General features: G+C 46.5%; 12 protein-coding genes and 1 tRNA gene. All 13 read right to left on the bottom strand.

The genetic code is table 11. The annotated features are described in order from the left end of the window. Positions 1–172 precede the first annotated feature (172 nt). The 13 genes from LI091_RS12235 to LI091_RS12175 all read right to left on the bottom strand — a co-directional run bounded on the left by LI091_RS12235 (position 173) and on the right by LI091_RS12175 (position 19,266). Positions 173–2,419: a leucine-rich repeat domain-containing protein gene (locus LI091_RS12235; protein ID WP_265191192.1), complete on the bottom strand. Its 2,247-nt coding sequence runs from the start codon at positions 2,417–2,419 to the stop codon at positions 173–175. A gap of 138 nt (positions 2,420–2,557) precedes the next feature. Continuing rightward, a tRNA-Leu gene (locus LI091_RS12230) sits at positions 2,558–2,642 on the bottom strand. 272 nt (positions 2,643–2,914) lie between these two features. After that, entirely contained in the window at positions 2,915–3,241 is a 327-nt protein-coding gene (locus LI091_RS12225) for a cupin domain-containing protein (RefSeq protein ID WP_015525755.1), read from the bottom strand. Between the two features lie 286 nt (positions 3,242–3,527). After that, positions 3,528–4,751, bottom strand: a complete 1,224-nt coding sequence (locus LI091_RS12220; protein WP_021651140.1) for an LL-diaminopimelate aminotransferase — start codon at positions 4,749–4,751, stop codon at positions 3,528–3,530. Between the two features lie 6 nt (positions 4,752–4,757). After that, on the bottom strand, positions 4,758–6,197 hold the full coding sequence (gene gatB / locus LI091_RS12215) for an Asp-tRNA(Asn)/Glu-tRNA(Gln) amidotransferase subunit GatB (RefSeq protein WP_265191190.1): 1,440 nt from the start codon (positions 6,195–6,197) through the stop codon (positions 4,758–4,760). Further along, positions 6,194–7,666 (bottom strand): Asp-tRNA(Asn)/Glu-tRNA(Gln) amidotransferase subunit GatA, encoded by a 1,473-nt coding sequence (gatA, locus tag LI091_RS12210; RefSeq protein WP_110102033.1) that lies wholly within the window; start codon positions 7,664–7,666, stop codon positions 6,194–6,196. The genes gatB and gatA overlap by 4 nt, the downstream gene beginning before the upstream one ends. Before the next feature lie 15 nt (positions 7,667–7,681). Next, on the bottom strand, positions 7,682–7,975 hold the full coding sequence (gene gatC, locus LI091_RS12205; RefSeq protein ID WP_110102034.1) for an Asp-tRNA(Asn)/Glu-tRNA(Gln) amidotransferase subunit GatC: 294 nt from the start codon (positions 7,973–7,975) through the stop codon (positions 7,682–7,684). Positions 7,976–7,989: 14 nt separating this feature from the next. Next, positions 7,990–9,321: an aspartate--tRNA(Asn) ligase gene (aspS, locus tag LI091_RS12200; protein WP_110102036.1), complete on the bottom strand. Its 1,332-nt coding sequence runs from the start codon at positions 9,319–9,321 to the stop codon at positions 7,990–7,992. A 120-nt stretch (positions 9,322–9,441) separates the two neighbouring features. Continuing rightward, complete coding sequence (locus tag LI091_RS12195) at positions 9,442–9,996, bottom strand: ANTAR domain-containing response regulator (protein ID WP_110102038.1); 555 nt, start codon at positions 9,994–9,996, stop codon at positions 9,442–9,444. Between the two features lie 38 nt (positions 9,997–10,034). Beyond that, positions 10,035–11,357, bottom strand: coding sequence for a type I glutamate--ammonia ligase (gene glnA / locus LI091_RS12190; RefSeq protein ID WP_022426748.1), 1,323 nt, complete (start codon positions 11,355–11,357; stop codon positions 10,035–10,037). Positions 11,358–11,586: 229 nt separating this feature from the next. Beyond that, positions 11,587–13,074 carry a glutamate synthase subunit beta gene (locus LI091_RS12185; protein ID WP_173759092.1) on the bottom strand — a complete coding sequence of 496 codons (1,488 nt, stop codon included), beginning with the start codon at positions 13,072–13,074 and terminating at the stop codon, positions 11,587–11,589. Between the two features lie 13 nt (positions 13,075–13,087). Continuing rightward, a complete protein-coding gene (gene gltB / locus LI091_RS12180; RefSeq protein ID WP_215638515.1) occupies positions 13,088–17,641 on the bottom strand; it encodes a glutamate synthase large subunit in 4,554 nt (1,517 codons plus the stop codon). Beyond that, positions 17,638–19,266: a CTP synthase gene (locus LI091_RS12175; RefSeq protein WP_022426745.1), complete on the bottom strand. Its 1,629-nt coding sequence runs from the start codon at positions 19,264–19,266 to the stop codon at positions 17,638–17,640. The genes gltB and LI091_RS12175 overlap by 4 nt, the downstream gene beginning before the upstream one ends. Between the last annotated feature and the right edge of the window lie 239 nt (positions 19,267–19,505).

Raw genomic sequence — 19,505 nt, 5'->3', positions numbered from 1 at the left:
CAATGCTCACAAGATCCTTAGTCTTGCTCGTCTGCCAGTTCCGACACTTCCGCATGACCGCATTTCCTTGGGATTTTTTATTTTCTCCCTCGCGACAAGTGATAGTATAGCAAAGTGGATCTTGTATGTCAACACCTTTTTTCAAAAGTTTTCTATTTTTTCGGTTTTTCTGTTATTTTGTCACGATTATCTTTGGTCCGGCACCCTTTGCACGGAGGAGTTTTTTGTATGCACTTACCCTGGAAGCCGGTACTTTAAATCTGCAATTGGAGCGAATTCCTTTAAATGCATTGGCTCCGGTCTTCGCTGTCGTAAGCTTTGTGCCGAAGATCGTTACATTGGAGAGTTTACTGCAGCCGTAGAAGGCTTTCGCACCTACTGTCATTATATTCGCTCCGATTTTCACTGTTGTCAGCTTCTTCGCTCCGGACATTGCAGAGGTGCCAATGGCTGTTACACGAAAGCTCTTTCCACCAATCTTTACTGTCGTCGGGATCGTAAGGGCCTTTCTTGCTGCCTTGTCCGTAGCTCCGGTAAAGACTACGGTTCCCTTGCCGGATGTGTCTGCACTGGATATCTTATATTTCAGCCTGCTGACTGTATAGACCGCGTTTTTCTGAACCGTGATCCGGAATTTTTTTGTAACAGAACCGTTATATTTTCCTTTTCCTTTGATAGTAACGGATGCAGTTCCGATATTTTTATTATTCTTCCAGGTAAGGGTGTAATCCCTTCCGTTTACAAGCTTCTTACCGCCATAGGTTATGGTGAGTGCCTGGGTCAGTGGCTTTCCGGTAAAGGCCCTGGTCTTAAGTGCGGATATCTTTGTTTTGCTGATATTGGTAACCGCTGCAGTTTGTCCACCAATGGAAACAAATTTCACATCTTTAAAAAATACATGATATAAATTTTCACTTTGATGCATTCTCTTTACATATCGTTCCGCTGCCGAGCCTGTATAACCTTCTACTGTAAAACCACCGGGAATAACTTCCTCTGCACCATTTCCCATGTTATAACGTATTCCTAATGCCAGTTCGCCAATATCTGTAACTGATTTCGGAATACGGATCTTTTTCAGCTTAAGGCAATCATGAAACGCCCAATCTTCGATCTTAGTCAGTCCCTCATGTAAGGTCACACTGGTCAGCCCGGTATTGCAAAATGTGGCAGACTCGATCTGCTTCAGACCGGCAGGTATGTCAATCTTATCCAAGGATGTACAATCTCTGAATGCATCTCCTCCTAATTTATTTAACTGAGACGGAAGCTGGATCTGTGCCAGATTTTCGCAGTTAAAAAATGCACCCTCACCCAGCTCTTTTAATTGAGGCGGAAGCTGTACCTGCTTCAGATTTTTGCAGTTACAAAATGCCCCTCCTCCTATCAGCGTCAGTTTTTCCGGAAGCTGGATATTTCTGAGTCCGGTCTCGAAAAATGCATTCCTTTCTATTTCTGTTACGGAATCCGGTAACGCAATAGAACTCAGCGCACTGCAGCCCCAAAATGCTCCGTCACTGATTTTTTCCAATACTGTATTCTCAAATATCACACTCTCCAGACTGCTGCAATCTCGAAAGGCATCCTCTCCAATAGACCTCACTCCATTTTTTAATGTAACCTTTTTCAGCCCGGTACATTTTCCAAACATATCTCTCGGCACATCCACTGCACCGGATATCACCACACTCTCTATATTTGGCACATCGTAAAAGCATTGCTCCGGCATATTCATGCCTGCATTTCCATGGATTTCCAGTTCCTTAATATATTTTTTCAGATTCCACATGCCCCATCTATCAAAGCCTGTGATCCCATTCCCGATTACAAGCTTATTTACTCTAGAAAAATCAATACCTGCATTCTTCAAAGCACTTTCAGATACCTCATTTTCTGTCAGCTCCGTGTTATTTCCCGTAATGGTCAGTGTTCCATTCCCATCCAGTGTCCACGTAAATTTTCCGTCAGAGTATTCTGCTGATGCCTGCACTGCATCCTTCGTTCCATCATCAAAAGCTATATTTTCTTCTTCTTCCTGTTCGCATTCCTCCAACGCTTCGGCTGCATCCATTGCCGCTTCCGGAGTCTCCGGATCTTCCTCTTCTGCAGTACCCTCTGGTGCTTCTTCACCAGACTCCATTACGCCTGTTTCCGCATTCTCCTGTACGTTGTTCCCGGTATCTGTATCTGTGGTTTCCTGTTCCTCTATAGTAGCCGATCCATCTGTGATATCTGCTTCCGCCTCTGCAATATCTTCCGGATCTGAGGATGCAGTATCTACACTTTCTTCTGCCAAAAATGTTGCTTCCTCACCCTCTGGTTCCATTTCTGCCGCCACTGTCAGCTCTGCCGGAGTCAGCGCCAGGCTTGCCGCTATAAGTACGGCCATGAGCTTTTTTCCTGCACTTTTTCTTCTCATATGACTATGCTCCTTCCATTTTCTTCTATCATAACATATAAACACGATATATTCTATCCGGATTCCTTTTTTACAGATATTTTTAGGCAGCAAAAAAAACTGCATCCGTTTCCAGATGCAGGTTTCCTAAATAAAAAATGCGGAAGATGGGACTTGAACCCACACGAGCGCAATGCTCACAAGATCCTTAGTCTTGCTCGTCTGCCAGTTCCGACACTTCCGCATATCGCATTTCTTCGGGATTCTTTATCTTCTCCCCCGCGACAAGTGATAGTATAGCAAAGTGCTTTTTGTATGTCAACAGTTTTTTTCTAAAAAAATCCAAAAATATTTTTTGTTTATACAATTAATACATTTCGTTTAATAACAATCTGAGACAGAGAATCTTTCATCCCAGAATTTATACTCCGACACAGGTTACGCCTCAGTCGTAAAAAGAGCAGCCTCTTCACAAAGGCCGCCCTTCTGTCTCACTTCTGTTTTCTTCTATATGGATCAGTCAAAAATGATCAGTGCCATGAACACAAGATCTGTGTCGCCTGTATTGGTAAGACCGTGTCCTTTTCCATCTGGTGTGATGGTGATGTCGCCGGCCTTTACCGGACGTTTCACGCCGTTATCGTCGTACTCGCCTTCACCGCTTAAGATATAGTAGGTTTCTGTCTCGCCATGATGCTCATGGTATCCCAGAGAACATCCTTTTTCGATGGTAACCTGTGCGTAAAGTCCGCATTTTCCCTTCAGCTCGTCTCCCTCAAGAATGTCTTTGATGATCACATGGCCTTTACCGCCGCACATATTTTCTACTCTTCTGATACCCATGATAAAATCCCCTTTCGTGATTGCGTAAATTGTGAAATTTTACGAACACAGGCTTTCTGCGGCCTGTGCCTTACTTCCTGTACAATTATAAATGATATGATAAATTTTCGCAATCCTTATTATTATTTTCACAAATTAACTTACAGGCAAATTTTTCCCACTGCTTATTGCTTTTCGCAACCCTGCCGGGAGCTTCTATTCGCAATTGAAGCAGGATACTTCTTTGATCCGGTTAAAAAACGAAGCAGCTCTTTTCCAAAGACCTGCTCCGCAATTTATACTCATATTACAGATTTTTAATTCTCTCAATTGCCTCAAGAGTATTCTCATAGCTTCCGAATGCTGTCAGACGGAAATATCCCTCACCATGTGCACCAAAGCCTGAACCTGGTGTTCCTACGATGTGTGCTTTCTCAAGGAGATAATCAAAGAACTCCCAGGAGGTCATCTGATCCGGTGTTTTCAGCCAGATATATGGAGCATTTTTTCCACCGGACACGGAAAATCCTGCTGCGGAAAGTCCCTCCAGGATCGTCTTTGCATTACGCATGTAATAAGCGATCTGCTCCTTCAGCTGTGCTTTTCCCTCCGGAGAGTAAACAGCCTCGCCTGCTCTCTGTACAATGTACGGAGCACCGTTAAACTTGGTTCCGTGGCGTCTTGCCCAGAGACTGTGAAGCTCTACGCCATCACGCACCAGTTCCTTCGGAACAACAGTAAATCCAAGACGAACGCCTGTAAAGCCTGCATTTTTGGAAAAGCTTCGAAGCTCGATGGCACAGGTTCTCGCACCCTCGCACTCATAAATGCTGTGCGGGACATCCTCCTCAGAAATATATGCCTCATATGCTGCATCATAGATGATCACACAACCGTTTTTGTTGGCGTAGTCGACCCACTCCTGAAGAGCTGCCTTTGTGATAGCACCACCGGTGGGATTGTTCGGGAAGCAGAGATAGATCAGATCCGGTACCTCATCTGCCGGGATCTCCGGAAGGAAACCATTCTCCTCTTTGCAGGGCATGTAGATCACACCGTCAAAATTCTCTCTCTCCTTGTTATACAGACCAGTACGTCCGGCCATAACGTTGGTATCTACATATACAGGATAAACCGGGTCGCAGACTGCAACCTTGTTATCCAGTCCGAAGATCTCCTGGATGTTTCCGGAATCACTTTTTGCTCCATCGGAAACAAAGATCTCGTCTGCGCTGATGTCGCAGCCTCTGGACTGATAATCATTTTTTGCAATGGCACTTCTTAAGAATTCATATCCGAGATCCGGAGCATATCCGTGGAAGGTTTCTGCGTGTGCCATCTCGTCTACGGATTTATGAAGGGCATCGATGATCGCCGGTGCAAGGGGCTGTGTCACATCACCGATTCCAAGACTGATCACAGAATCCTTAAATTCCGGATTTGCCTCCTTATATGCGCTTACCTTCTTTGCAATATTGGAAAACAGATAGCTTCCCGGAAGTTTTAAATAATTCTGATTTACTGTAACCATAGTATTTTATCTCCTTCTCTCAATTTCCTCTGCCAGTGCTTTTCTGACGCTGTCAGGATTTGCCTTGCCTTTCAGTTCTCTCATCAGCTGTCCTACAAAAAATCCCATAACCTTATCCTTGCCGCCCAGAAGCTCTGCCAGCGGTCCGGGGTTTGCATCTACGATCTTTTTCACAGTTTCGGTGAGAAGGCCTGTATCTTCTACGATCTTAAGACCATTCTCTTCTATATATACAACCGGATCAATATCCTCGTCAAATACTTTTTCAAATACTTTCTTGGCATTCTGTGCGCTGACCTCTTTTTTCTCCACCATGGAAAGAAGGTCTGCCAGATGCTTCGGTGTAAAGCTTACCTTTTCCGGATCAAGGCCCTTGTCCTTTGTCAGTCGGAGAACCTCCACCATAAACCAGTTTGCCACCTTTTTCGGGTTTCCGAGAAGAACTGCTGTCTCCTCAAAAAGTCCTGCCAGATGTCTGGATTCGGTCAGGATCCCTGCATCATAAGCCGGAAGCTCATACTCCTTCTGATAACGCTCCATCTTGGCTTCACGAAGCTCCGGAATGGAAGTACGCAGCTCTTCGATCCATGCATCGGAAATGTGGATCGGCGGAAGATCCGGGTCCGGGAAGTAACGGTAATCCTTTGCATCCTCCTTGGAACGCATAGCATGGGAAGACTCTTTGTTATCGTCCCATCTTCTTGTCTCCTGTACAACGGCTCTTCCTTCTTCCAGAAGCTCGATCTGACGTTCTCTCTCTCCTTCGATCGCTCTCGCAATGGCCTTGAAGGAGTTCAGGTTCTTCATCTCTGTTCTTGTTCCGAAGGTCTCACTTCCCACCTCACGGACGGAAAGGTTGACATCGGCACGCATGGAGCCCTCCTGGAGCTTACAGTCAGAAACTCCAAGATACTGCATGGTGCAGCGGAGCTTTTCCAGATATGCGATAACCTCCTCGGAACTTCTCATATCCGGCTCGGATACGATCTCGATCAGCGGTACCCCGCTTCGGTTGTAGTCAACCAGGGAGCAGTCCTCCCACTCATCATGGATCAGCTTACCGGCATCCTCCTCCATATGCATCTCATGGATACGTACGGTCTTTTTGCCTGCGGAAGTCTCGATCTCAACAGCTCCGTCATAGCAGATCGGCAGATACAGCTGAGAGATCTGGTAGTTCTGGGGATTATCCGGGTAAAAATAGTTCTTACGGTCAAACTTACAGTACTGATGGATATGACAGTTTGCCGCAAGACCTGCCTTGATGGCAAACTCTACCACTTTTTTGTTGAGGACCGGAAGAGAGCCCGGCATACCGGTGCAGACCGGGCAGGTATGTGTATTTGGTGCGCCTCCGAATTCTGTGGAGCATCCGCAGAAGATCTTTGTTTTTGTGGCAAGCTCCACATGCACCTCAAGTCCTATGACTGTCTCATACTGTTTCATGCCTTTTCTCCCCCTTCCATTGCTGTTCCGAAATCACCACGTTTTTTCTCATAGGCGTGTGCTGCGCGGAACAGGTTGTTTTCTTTGAAGCAGTCACCGATCATCTGGATCCCGATCGGAAGTCCTGCTGCGTCTTTTCCGCATGGAACTGTGATTCCGGGAAGTCCGCACAGGTTTACTGCTACCGTATAAATATCGCCAAGATACATGGCAAGAGGATCTTTCAGGCTCTCTCCCAGCTTCGGTGCGGTAAACGGTGATGCCGGGGCAAGAAGAACATCATATTTGGAAAAGGCCTGATCAAATTCCTTTTTGATAAGGGCTTTTGTGCGAAGTGCTTTCAGATAGTAAGCATCGTAGTAACCGGAGCTTAACACAAAGGAGCCAAGCATGATACGGCGTTTTACTTCCTCGCCGAAACCTTCAGTCCTTGTCTTCTTGTACATATCATGAAGTCCCTCGTACTCTTTTGCACGGAAGCCGTACTTCACACCGTCAAAGCGCTCCAGATTGGAGCTGGCCTCTGCGCTGGCAATGATGTAGTAAGCAGGGATCATATATTCTGTTGTCTTCATGGAGAAAAATTCTACGACTGCACCCATCTCGGTAAGGCTTTTCAGCGTATTCATAAATGCCTCTTTTACCTCCGGGTTCAGTCCCTCTGAGAGATATTCCTTCGGCACACCGAATTTCATTCCCACGATCTTATCTGTCATGGAAGAGGAGAAAGCAAGATCCTCTCTCTTCATGGAAGTGCTGTCTTTTGCATCGTGTCCGGCAATGATCTCAAGGAGTGCCGCACAGTCCGCAACATCTTTTCCAACCGGTCCGATCTGATCCAGAGAGGATGCATAAGCAACCAGTCCGTAACGGGATACTGTTCCGTAGGTCGGTTTGATTCCGGTAACACCGCAGTAGGAGCTTGGCTGACGGATGGAACCGCCGGTATCAGAACCCAGTGCCAGGTAAGTCTCTCCTGCTGCCACTGCCGCACAGGAGCCGCCGGAGGAGCCGCCCGGAACATGCTCCAGATCCCACGGGTTTCTGGTGACGCCGTAAGCGGATGTCTCTGTGGTACTTCCCATGGCGAACTCATCCATGTTTGTCTTTCCGATGATCACAAGACCTGCCTGTTCCAGACGGTCAATAACCTCGGCATTGTACTGCGGCACAAAATTCTCAAGGATCTTTGATGCACAGGTAGTTGTTTTTCCCTTAATGCAGATATTATCCTTAATTGCAATAGGTACACCGGCAAGAAGTCCTGTATAGGTTCCATCCTCAATGCCCTTCTGTACCTCTTTTGCTCTTGCATAGGCTTCTTTTTTGTAAGTATCAAGATAAGCGTGGACCTTGTCCTCTTTTGCTTCGATCTGATCAAATACGTATTTCACACCGTCCAGGACGCTTATCTGATGCTGCTTGATCTTTTCCGCAAGCTGTAATGCGGTTAATTTTCCCAAATCCATGTCCTGTCTCCTGTCTTATCCAATTGTTTTCGGAACCTGATACTGGTTTTCTTTCTGTTTCGGTGCATTGGCAAGCATCGCCTCATGATTGTCTCCGTTTGTCACAATATCTTCACGAAATACATTTTCGTCCTCAAAAATATGGGACATGGGCTCTACGGAAGAAGTGTCAAGTTCATCCAGCTTGTCTACATAATCCAGCATCTTCTGCATGTCCTCTTTTGCTTTTTCCTTTTCATCCTCTGTCAGAGAAAGTTTTGCAAGGATGCAGACATTTTCCATTGTTTCATCATCGATTATCTTTGCCATCTTTTTTCTCCTTATTACGGCTCAAGTCTGTTCATATCACGTGGGAACAGACAGGTCTCACGAACGTTTTCTTCTCCGAGGATTTGCATGGTAAGACGTTCCAGTCCGATTCCAAGTCCTCCGTGAGGCGGCATTCCATGCTTGAAGGTATCCAGGTACTGCTCCATACCCTCTTCATCCATACCACGGGCTGCGATCTTATCCTTCAGCATCTGATAATCATGGATACGCTGTCCGCCTGTAGTTACCTCAAGTCCCTTGAACAGAAGGTCAAAGCTTAATGTAAATTTCTCATCTGACGGATCATCCATTGCGTAGAACGGACGCTTCTTAGACGGATAATGTGTGACAAAAACAAAATCAGCATCATATTCTTCTTTGAAATATCTTCCGATCAGCGCTTCTTCCTCCGGCTCCAGATCATATGGGTTGCGGATCTTACGATTATATTTTTCGGCTACCAGCTCTTTGGCCTTGTCAAAACGTACTGCCGGGATCTTGTCCACCTTCGGAAGCTCCACCTTCAGAATGGAAATCTCATGAGCGTAGTCTTTCTTAAGAAGTTCTACCGCATACTGGAGAAATCCGGTTTCCATCTCCATGATATCCTCAAATCCGTTGATATAGCCCATCTCAAAATCAAGGCTTGTATATTCATTCAGATGACGTTTTGTATTATGCTTCTCTGCACGGAATACAGGGCCGGTCTCAAATACACGGTCAAAAACACCTACCATCATCTGTTTATAAAACTGCGGGCTCTGTGCCAGAACTGCCGGTTTATGGAAATAACTCAGCTTGAACAGGTTTGCACCACCCTCTGCACCTCTGGCTCCGATCTTCGGTGTGTGGATCTCGGTGAACCCCTTCTCATAGAGGTAATCACGAAATGCCCGCACCAGAGCCTCCTGGATCTTGAATTTTGCACGCTCCTGCACATTACGCAGGGCGATAGGACGATAATTCAGCTTTGCCTCCAGGGAAGTGTTCAGCTTCCATTTGTCGATGGCCAGCGGAAGAGGCTCTGCAGGTGAGGAAAGGATCTCCACATGGCTGATGCGGAGTTCTCTTCCGTGAGGTGCTCTTTCTTCCTCATGAAGAGTTCCTGTGAGGCGCACACACATCGCCTCCTTCAGATCATGAATGGAAACATTTGTCTTGTCGTTTTCATATACGGTCTGAAAAAGCCCTTCTTTTTTTCGAAGTATCACAAATGCCACGTCACCCATATTACGGATGCTGTGTATTGCACCTTCCACTGTTGCTTCCTGGTCTTTCATGCTCTCGGAAAGAAGCACATCCCAGGCACATTCTCTAGTCTTACAGATTCCATCCATAAATTCCATTCCCTCATCCTCCAATTCAAAGTAGTTTCACCGAATCAGGAAATCCCCTGCGGAATTTTTCCCGATCCGGTGTGATATCAGGCATTCAGAGCAGATCATTTCTGTCCGCCCTGTTGTTTTTTACACAGAATCATATAAAAGCATCAGAACCATCTGGGCCGTTTCCACCATATTGGTTCCGGAATCCATACTGCATTTCTGGATATAGCGGTATGCGTCATCCTCGCTCAGGTGATTTCTTTCCATTAAAAGCATCTTTGCATTTGAAATATAATTCTGTTCTTTCCATGAACGCTGCTTCGGCTTTTTCTTATCTTTTTTCCAGCGCCTTTCGATCTGAGAGATCATCATGCTCACCGTATTTACCAGATCTCCGACCTTCAGAGGCATTCCCACACATAAAATGGATGTTGGCGCCTCACTGATCACTCCCCGGGAGGCCATAAGCAGCATTTCAAAATAATCCGGCATATAGTCCAGAAGATCACGGTAGTACATATCCTGAAGATGATAACCGCAAAGCAGAACGCCGCCATCAAGCTCCGAGATACTGGCAAGGGCATTGGCACCTGAATTGCATACTGCCGCCACCGTGAATCCATATCGGTTAAGGACTGTGCGGATCTTTTTTGCATCTTCTATTTTCGGTAATGCAATCACGATACTCGTGTTCATAAGCCGCCACTCTCTTTCGTCCCATTATGCCTCGTTCATCAGATCCGATACAGATACTCCTCGATCTCCCAGTCGGAAATCTCCTGGGAATAACGCAACCACTCTTTTCTCTTTGCCTGCGCATACTGTTTGCAGAAAGCTTCTCCAAGGATTTCCTTCATCCAGCTGCTGTCCTCAAACAGTGTGATCGCTTCCCGCAGGTTCTCCGGTAAATTCTCGATACCCTGTTCCTTCTGATCCGACTCGGAAAGAGAACGGTTAGAAGCTTTTGTAGGATAGATCTTCTTCTGGATTCCATCCAGGCCCGCTGCCAGGCATACCGCAAAAACAAGGTATGGGTTGGATGCAGCATCCGGGCTTCGAAGCTCGATCCTGGTATCAGCACCATTGACTCTCGGGATCCTTACCAGTGAATTCTGGTTATTTCTCGTCCAGGTCAGCTCTGTAGGCGCATCAAATCCAGGTACAAGACGCTTATAAGAATTTACAAGCGGATTGGTGATCAGAGTCATCTCACGGCTGTGAGCCAGAAGACCTCCGATAAAATAGTATGCCTCTTCACTTAATCTGGTCGGATCCTCCGGATCCACGAAAATATTTTTTCCATTTTTAAACAGCGAAAAATGGATATGCATGGCTGAACCGTTTACTTCCCGTCTTGGCTTCGGCATAAATGTCGCATGAAGTCCATGACGTTTGGCTACAGTTCTTACCGCCATCTTAAAGGTTATAACTTCGTCTGCCATCTCACGTGCTTCCCCGTAATGAAGGGCGATCTCATGCTGTGCAGGTGCTGTCTCATGATGAGAGGATTCCACCTCAAATCCCATATCCTCAAGAGTCAGTACCATGTCACGTCTTGCATTTTCGCCTAAGTCCACCGGACTTACATCCAGATATCCGGCCTTTTCGTGAGAAACCGTTGTAGGCATTCCGTTATCATCAATATGAAACAGGAAAAACTCGCATTCCGGGTCAACATAACAGGTATACCCTGCCTCCTCTGCTGCCTGCGCTGTTTTTTTCAGAATATATCTGGAGCTCATCTCATGCTCTGATCCGTCTGCACGGCGCATATCACAGATCAGTCTTGCAACCTTTCCCTGCTGAGGACGCCATGGAAGAATTGAAAAAGTATTATAATCCGGATACAGAATCAGATCCGGCTCCTTTTCTCCCACAATGCCCGCAATATGAGAGCCATATACAACGCACTGGTTATCCAGGGCTCTTGGAAGCTCTCTTGCTGTGATCGCAATATTTTTCAGAGTTCCAAACATATCTGTAAACTGGAGGCGGATGAACTCTACGTCTTCCTCCTCTGCCATTGCAAGAATCTCTTCTCTGGTATAATTCCCCATAGTATTCTCTCCTTTATTTCCTCATCACACAAAATAATTACCCTCAAAATCAGAAAAAGGGTGCACTTCAGAGAGCTTCCGCTCCTGAAGAACACCCTTGTTCATGGACGTAATTATAGCAATCGGTCAATTCTTTGTCAACCATTTTTTAAAAGGGGCAAAAGTTCAAAAGCTTTATCGCGGAAACACGAACAGTTTTTTTGACCTTTTGCCCCTGATATCTGTTATTTTACTGTAAATATGAATAGCTCATCAGTGATTCATCCACTGCTTTCGCAGCCTCACGTCCCTCATGGATCGCCCATACGACAAGGGACTGTCCACGATGCATATCACCTGCTGTGAACACACGATCTACGCTTGTTGCATACTGCTCCGGTTTTGTTTCCACATTGGTTCTTGGTGTAAGCGCTACACGGAAAGCATCTGTCACATATTTCTCGCTGCCAAGGAAGCCGGCTGCAATAAGGACCACATCTGCAGGAATCACTTCCTCACTGCCCTCGACCGGCACCATATTGAATCTTCCGGTCTTTTCATCCTTTACGCTTTTCAGTTTTACGATCTTGGCCTTGCAGACATTTCCTTTTTTGTCCTTGATAAACTCGGTAACGGTTGTCTGATAGATTCGAGGATCATGGCCGAATACTGCAATAGCCTCTTCCTGGCCGTAATCGGTTTTCAGGACCTTCGGCCACTCCGGCCATGGATTGGAAGGAGTTCTTGCTGCAGGAGGCTGCGGCATCATCTCAAGCTGTGTTACAGATTTCGCTCCCAGACGGATGGATGTTCCCACACAGTCATTACCGGTATCACCACCGCCGATGACCAGAACATTTTTGCCCTTTGCAAGCTCATATGGAAATTTTGCAAAATCTGTATCCAGAAGACTTTTTGTTACCTGCTTCAGGAAATCCACTGCAAAGTAAATTCCCTTGGCATCTCTTCCCGGAACCTTGATATCTCTCGGATGAGAAGCTCCACAGCAGAGAAGGACACGGTCATAATCCTTCAGAAGCTGTTCTGCAGTGATGTCAACACCAACATTGATATTGGTAACAAATTTCACGCCTTCCTCTTCCATCAGCTTCAGTCTGCGGTCAATGATCTTTTTCTCCAGCTTCATGTTCGGAATGCCGTAGCGGAGAAGTCCTCCGATACGGTCGTTTCTCTCAAATACGGTTACGCTGTGGCCACGGCGGTTCAGCTGCTGTGCTGCTGCCAGTCCGGAAGGACCACTTCCGATGACTGCGATCGTCTTTCCTGTGCGGACAGGCGGGATCTGCGGTTTTACCCATCCTTCTGCATAGGCTGTCTCAATGATCGCTTTCTCATTCTCCTTTGTGCTGACCGGATCTCCGTTCAGGTTACAGGTACATGCAGCTTCGCAAAGTGCTGGACACACTCTGGATGTAAACTCCGGAAAGCTGTGTGTCTTGTTTAAACGAAGGAATGCCTGCTTCCAGTTTCCTGTGTACACAAGATCATTTGTCTCAGGAACCAGGTTGTGCAGCGGGCAGCCGGAAGCCATTCCGCCGATCATCATACCTGACTGGCAGAAGGGGACGCCGCAAGCCATGCAGCGTGCTCCCTGAAGTTTCTGTTTTTCTTTATTTAATGGAATACGAAATTCGTTGAAATTCTGAATACGTTCCTTTGGCGGCAGAACCTTTGCCGTTTCTCTTTCATAATCTAAAAATCCAGTTGGCTTTCCCATTTCCTCATCCTCCTTAATGTTTCACGCCGATGCTCTCATAGAACGCTTCCATCTGTGCCTGCTGGCTGGTCAGACCTTTTTCTTCCAGCTTTGCACTTAATGTGATCATTCTCTTGTACTCATCCGGAATGAGTTTTTTGAAGTGAGGCAGATAGGAATCAAAATCAGCCAGCACCTTCTTACCGATCTCAGAGCCTGTTGCTTCCACATGAGCCTCGATAAGATCACGAAGCTCTTTTTTATCATATTTATTCTCCACTTTTTCAATGGAGATCATTGCTTTATTGAGGTTCTTATAAAGAACGTTATCCACATCAAGGACATAAGCGATACCGCCGCTCATACCTGCTGCAAAGTTCTTTCCTGTTTTTCCAAGAACTACCACACGGCCGCCTGTCATGTACTCGCAGCCATGCTCGCCAACACCCTCAACAACTGCAACCGCACCGGAGTTACGTACTGCAAAACGCTCACCGGCAACACCGTTGATAAATGCAGTTCCGCTGGTCGCACCATAGAGTGCCACGTTTCCGACGATGATGTTCTCTTCAGCCTTGTATCCGGCCTTCTCCGGAACCTTAACGATCAGCTTTCCACCGGAAAGGCCTTTTCCGAAGTAGTCGTTGCTGTCACCGGTCAGTTTCAATGTCAGTCCTTTCGGAATAAAGGCACCGAAGCTCTGTCCGCCTGCACCTGTACAGTTTACAGTTACCGTATCCTCCGGAAGTCCATCCTTATGATTTCTTGTGATCTCAGATCCGAGGATGGTACCAAATGCACGGTCTGTATTGGTAACATTTACATCAACAGAAACTTTCTCACCCTTCTGGATCGCCGGTGCACATTTCTTGACCAGAACTTTTTCATCCAGAGTTTTCTCAAGATTGAAATTGTATACAGCCTTCGGATCAAAGGTTACTTTGCCCTTTCCTGCATATGGGTTATTCAAGATGGCACTTAAGTCAACCTTACCCTTATGCGGCTCCTGCACACTGTCAGAAACTGTAAGAAGGTCTGTACGACCTACCATCTCATCGATGGTGGCAACACCAAGGCGTGCCATGTACTCTCTCAGCTCCTGTGCAATAAAGCGCATGAAGTTCTCCACATACTCCGGTTTTCCGCGGAATCTCTTACGCAGCTCCGGGTTCTGTGTAGCCACACCTACCGGGCAGGTATCCAGATTGCAGACTCTCATCATCACGCAGCCCATCGTTACAAGTGGCGCTGTTGCAAAACCGAATTCCTCTGCACCGAGAAGTGCTGCAATGGCAACGTCACGGCCGCTCATCAGCTTACCGTCTGTCTCGATACGTACACGGTTACGAAGTCCGTTCATGATCAGCGTCTGGTGTGTTTCTGCAAGTCCAAGCTCCCATGGAAGTCCTGCATTATGGATAGAGCTTCTTGGCGCTGCTCCTGTACCTCCGTCATATCCGGAGATCAGAACAGTCTGTGCACCGGCCTTTGCAACACCGGCTGCAACCGTACCAACACCCGCCTCAGAAACCAGCTTTACGGAAATATCCGCATATTTATTGGCGTTTTTCAGGTCATAGATCAATTCTGCCAGATCCTCGATAGAGTAGATATCATGATGTGGCGGCGGAGAGATCAGGCTGACTCCCGGTGTGGAATGACGGGTTTTTGCGATCCACGGATATACCTTCTTTGCAGGAAGATGTCCGCCCTCACCCGGCTTTGCACCCTGTGCCATCTTGATCTGGATCTCTCTTGCGGAAACCAGATAACGGCTGGTAACGCCGAAACGTCCGCTGGCTACCTGTTTGATCGCAGAGCAGCGGTCATTGTCTGTTCCTGCTGAATCCAGACGCTCATCACTTTCACCACCCTCACCGGTGTTGGATTTTCCATGGAGATGGTTCATGGCAATAGCCAGTGTCTCATGTGCTTCCTGGGAAATAGAACCGTAGGACATGGCACCTGTCTTAAATCGTTTTACAATATCCTCAACACTCTCAACCTGGTCGATCGGAATAGGCTCCTTGGCAAACTTAAAGTCCAGAAGACCTCTTAAGTTTCCATGACCCTCGTCATCCACCAGCTTTGTATATTCCTTGAACATCTCATAGCTGCCCTGTTTTGTGGACTGCTGGAGAAGATGAATGGTACGCGGGTTATATTTGTGCTCCTCACCCTGGCTTCTCATCTTATGGGCACCTACGCTGTCCAGAGTAAGATCTGTGGCAAGTCCAAGGGGATCAAATGCCTCAGAATGAAGTTTTTCTACATTATCCTCGATATCTTCCAATGTGATTCCGCCTACACGACTTACGGTTCCTGTAAAGTAACGATCGATCACATCCTGGGAAATTCCGATTGCCTCAAAGATCTGAGATCCCTGATAGGACTGGATAGTGGAAATACCCATCTTGGAAGCGATCTTTACGATACCGCTGATCACTGCATGATTGTAATCATCAACGGCTGCGTAATAGTCCTTATCCAGCATATGTGTATCGATCAGCTCATGGATCGTATCCAGTGCCAGATACGGATTGACTGCACTTGCACCATATCCGAGGAGTGTTGCGAAATGATGTACCTCTCTCGGCTCACCGGACTCCAGGATCAGGGCAAGGGAAGTGCTCTTCTTTGTTTTTACAAGATGCTGATGTACTGCGGAAACCGCCAGCAGGGACGGGATCGGCATATGGTTCTCATCCACACCGCGGTCAGAAAGGACCAGGATGTTTGCTCCCTCACGGAAGGCTTTGTCTACCTCTACGAACAGACGGTCAATGGCACGTTCAAGCTTTGTGCTCTTATAATATAATGTAGAAAGTGTTACAACCTTAAAGCCGTCCTTTTTCATATTCTTGATCTTCAGCATATCGGTATTGGTCAGAATCGGATTGTTGATCTTCAGCACCTGACAGTTCTCCGGCTTCTGGATCAGAAGGTTTCCGTCTTTACCTACATATACACTTGTAGAAGTAACGATCTCTTCACGGATCGCATCGATCGGCGGGTTTGTTACCTGTGCAAAAAGCTGCTTGAAATAATCGAACAACGGATAATGTTCCTTGGAAAATACTGCAAGGGGAGTATCATGTCCCATGGCTCCGATGCTTTCTGCGCCGTTTAATGCCATGTTTCGGATCGAAGTACGGTACTGCTCATAAGTATATCCGAAGGCTTTCTGAAGGCGTGCTCTCTCCTCCGGAGTGTATTCGACAACTCTCTGATTCGGGATCTTGATATCACGAAGCTGTACCAGATTGCTGTCCAGCCACTCACCATAAGGCTGTTTTTTCGCATATTTTTCTTTGAGCTCATTGTCATCAATGACACGACCCTGAACGGTATCAACCAGAAGCATTTTTCCCGGATGAAGACGTTCTTTTAATACGATCTTCTCCTCATCCACAGGAAGAACACCAACCTCGGAGGAAAGGATCATATAGCCATCAGATGTGATATAGTATCTGGATGGACGAAGACCGTTTCTGTCAAGAACCGCTCCCATCACATCACCATCTGAGAACAGAATGGACGCAGGACCGTCCCATGGCTCCATCATAGTCGCATAGTACTGATAAAAATCTCTCTTCTCCTGAGAGATCGTATCGTTGTTTGCCCATGGCTCCGGAATCGTGATCATCACTGCAAGTGGAAGATCCATTCCACTCATAACCAGGAATTCCAGGGTATTGTCAAGCATTGCAGAGTCAGAACCATTACGGTTAACTACAGGAAGGACCTTGTGAAGCTCATCCTTCAGATACGGAGACTCCATGTTTTCCTCACGTGCAAGCATCTTATCGGCGTTTCCGCGGATTGTGTTGATCTCACCGTTATGTACGATGAAACGGTTCGGATGAGCTCTCTCCCAGCTTGGATTCGTGTTGGTACTGAAACGGGAATGTACCACTGCAATGGCAGACTCGTAATCCTGGCTCTGAAGATCGCCAAAGAAGGTACGGAGCTGTCCTACCAGAAACATACCTTTGTATACGATGGTACGGCTGTTCATGGAAACTACGTAAGTATTATCATTACTCTGTTCAAATTCACGACGTGCGATGTAAAGCATACGGTCAAAGGCAAGACCTTTTTCCACATCCTCCGGCTTTTTAACAAATGCCTGCATAATGCACGGCATGCACTCTTTCGCTTTATGACCAAGAACCTCCGGGAAGACCGGTACTGTACGCCATCCAAGAAGCTCCAGACCCTCTTTTTCCACGATGATCTCGAACATCTTCTTTGCCTGGGCACGTTTGATCTCCTGCTGTGGGAAAAAGAGCTGGGCTACACCGTATTCTCTCTCTCCGCCGATATCAAAGCCTTCTTTTTTACAGACCTTCTTAAAAAATTTGTGGGAGATCTGAAGAAGGATACCGACACCATCACCGGTTTTTCCTTCTGCATCCTTACCAGCACGATGCTCAAGATTCTCTACGATCTTAAGAGCATTGGCAACTGTATCATGTGTTTTCTTTCCTTTTATATTAACAACGGCTCCGATACCGCAGTTATCATGTTCAAATTCAGGGCGGTAGAGGCCCTGCTGCTGATTTGCTACTTCTCTCATTTTTCTCATCCTTTCATTGCAGCTTCTTCTGCCGTCTTTTTATCAACTGCCGCCTGCACAAATCCACGGAACAGTGGATGTGCATGGTTTGGCCTGGATTTAAATTCCGGATGTCCCTGTGTTCCCACAAAGAACGGATGTCCGGCAATTTCGATCATCTCAACAATGTGAGCATCCGGGGATGTTCCTACAATGGACATTCCCTTTTCGTCCAGTTCCTTACGGAATGCGTTGTTTACCTCATAACGATGTCTGTGACGTTCCTGGATCTCTTTCTTTCCAAAAAGCTCATAGGATCTGGAGCCTTCTGCAAGCACACACGGATAGCTTCCAAGACGAAGAGTTCCTCCAAGATCTTCCACATCCTCCTGATCCGGCATCAGGGCAATGACCGGATGTGTTGTTTCCGGTGCCAGCTCAATACTGTTGGCATCTTCATATCCAAGCACATGGCGGGCAAATTCCACAATAGCCATCTGCATTCCCAGGCAGATCCCAAGGTATGGGATCTTATGAACTCTTGCATACTGTGCCGCAAGGATCATTCCTTCTGTACCACGGTTTCCGAATCCTCCCGGAACCAGGATTCCATCTACAGAATGGAGAGTCTGATCCAGATTTTTTTCATTGAGTTCTTCGGAGTCCACCCAGGTGATATCAACCTTTGCACGGCAAGAGATCCCGCCATGCTTCAGTGCTTCCACAACACTCAAATATGCATCATGAAGCTGTGTATATTTACCAACCATGGCGATCTTTACTGTTTTATCCGGGTGGCGGAGATTTTCTACCATATTTTCCCAGTCTGTAAGATCTGGTTTGCGATTCTCCAGTCTTAAGCTCTGCAGTACTACGTCTGCAAGCTTTTCTCTCTCCATTGCAAGAGGAGCTTCATATAAATATTCCACATCCAGATTCTGAAGCACATTGCTTACAGGCACATTACAGAACAGGGCGATCTTTCCACGGATATCCTCGGTAAGAGGATATTCACTTCTGCATACCAGGACATCCGGCTGGATTCCCATTCCCTGAAGTTCTTTTACACTGGCCTGGGTGGGTTTGGTCTTCATCTCTCCGGAAGCACGGAGATACGGGATCAGAGTTACATGGATAAGGATCGCATTGTCATGTCCCACATCATGCTGGAACTGACGGATGGATTCCAGGAACGGCTGGCTCTCAATATCACCGACTGTACCACCAACCTCGATGATGGCAATTCTGTCTTCGTCTGCGGATTTTGCTCTGTAAAAACGGCTCTTGATCTCATTGGTAATATGCGGGATCACCTGAACGGTACCTCCGCCGAAATCACCATGACGCTCTTTCTGAAGAACAGACCAGTAAATCTTACCGGTTGTCACATTGGAATTTTTGTCAAGGCTTTCATCAATGAAACGCTCATAATGTCCAAGGTCAAGGTCAGTCTCTGTACCGTCATCCGTTACAAAAACCTCTCCATGCTGAATGGGATTCATAGTTCCCGGGTCAATATTAATGTAGGGATCAAATTTCTGCATGGTCACCTGATACCCTCTGGCTTTCAGAAGGCGCCCAAGAGACGCTGCGGTAATTCCTTTTCCCAGACCGGAAACAACTCCACCTGTTACAAAAACATACTTTACTGCCATCTTCGATTTCCTCCTCCATTTTGTGTCCCACAACAAAAAGGCGTCCGGAACAGATTCCAAGGGGTGAGAATTCCCCTGTGGTATCCGTTCCTGACGCCTTTGTCAGTTATCTTTCATATAAAATATGGTTTACTATAAACTATTTTTTTTTATTTGTCAATAACTGATTTTTCATATAGTCTGCGGAATTTCTTCCTATGAAATGGATGCAAAGAAAAAACAGACGCCTGCTGAGGATT

The organism is Blautia sp. MSK20_18, assembly GCF_020553125.1.
Taxonomy (GTDB): Bacteria; Bacillota; Clostridia; order Lachnospirales; family Lachnospiraceae; genus Blautia_A; species Blautia_A fusiformis.
Note: the sequence above shows the minus strand (reverse complement) of the source record. Positions and strands in the feature narration are given on the sequence as shown.

Bases quoted from the DNA above. Each gene is read 5' to 3' on its own strand.
- LI091_RS12235 (WP_265191192.1), bottom strand. From the start codon at position 2,419: ATGAGAAGAAAAAGTGCAGGAAAAAAGCTCATGGCCGTACTTATAGCG.
- LI091_RS12225 (WP_015525755.1), bottom strand. From the start codon at position 3,241: ATGGGTATCAGAAGAGTAGAAAATATGTGCGGCGGTAAAGGCCATGTG.
- LI091_RS12220 (WP_021651140.1), bottom strand. From the start codon at position 4,751: ATGGTTACAGTAAATCAGAATTATTTAAAACTTCCGGGAAGCTATCTG.
- gatB (WP_265191190.1), bottom strand. From the start codon at position 6,197: ATGAAACAGTATGAGACAGTCATAGGACTTGAGGTGCATGTGGAGCTT.
- gatA (WP_110102033.1), bottom strand. From the start codon at position 7,666: ATGGATTTGGGAAAATTAACCGCATTACAGCTTGCGGAAAAGATCAAG.
- gatC (WP_110102034.1), bottom strand. From the start codon at position 7,975: ATGGCAAAGATAATCGATGATGAAACAATGGAAAATGTCTGCATCCTT.
- aspS (WP_110102036.1), bottom strand. From the start codon at position 9,321: ATGGAATTTATGGATGGAATCTGTAAGACTAGAGAATGTGCCTGGGAT.
- LI091_RS12195 (WP_110102038.1), bottom strand. From the start codon at position 9,996: ATGAACACGAGTATCGTGATTGCATTACCGAAAATAGAAGATGCAAAA.
- glnA (WP_022426748.1), bottom strand. From the start codon at position 11,357: ATGGGGAATTATACCAGAGAAGAGATTCTTGCAATGGCAGAGGAGGAA.
- LI091_RS12185 (WP_173759092.1), bottom strand. From the start codon at position 13,074: ATGGGAAAGCCAACTGGATTTTTAGATTATGAAAGAGAAACGGCAAAG.
- gltB (WP_215638515.1), bottom strand. From the start codon at position 17,641: ATGAGAAAAATGAGAGAAGTAGCAAATCAGCAGCAGGGCCTCTACCGC.
- LI091_RS12175 (WP_022426745.1), bottom strand. From the start codon at position 19,266: ATGGCAGTAAAGTATGTTTTTGTAACAGGTGGAGTTGTTTCCGGTCTG.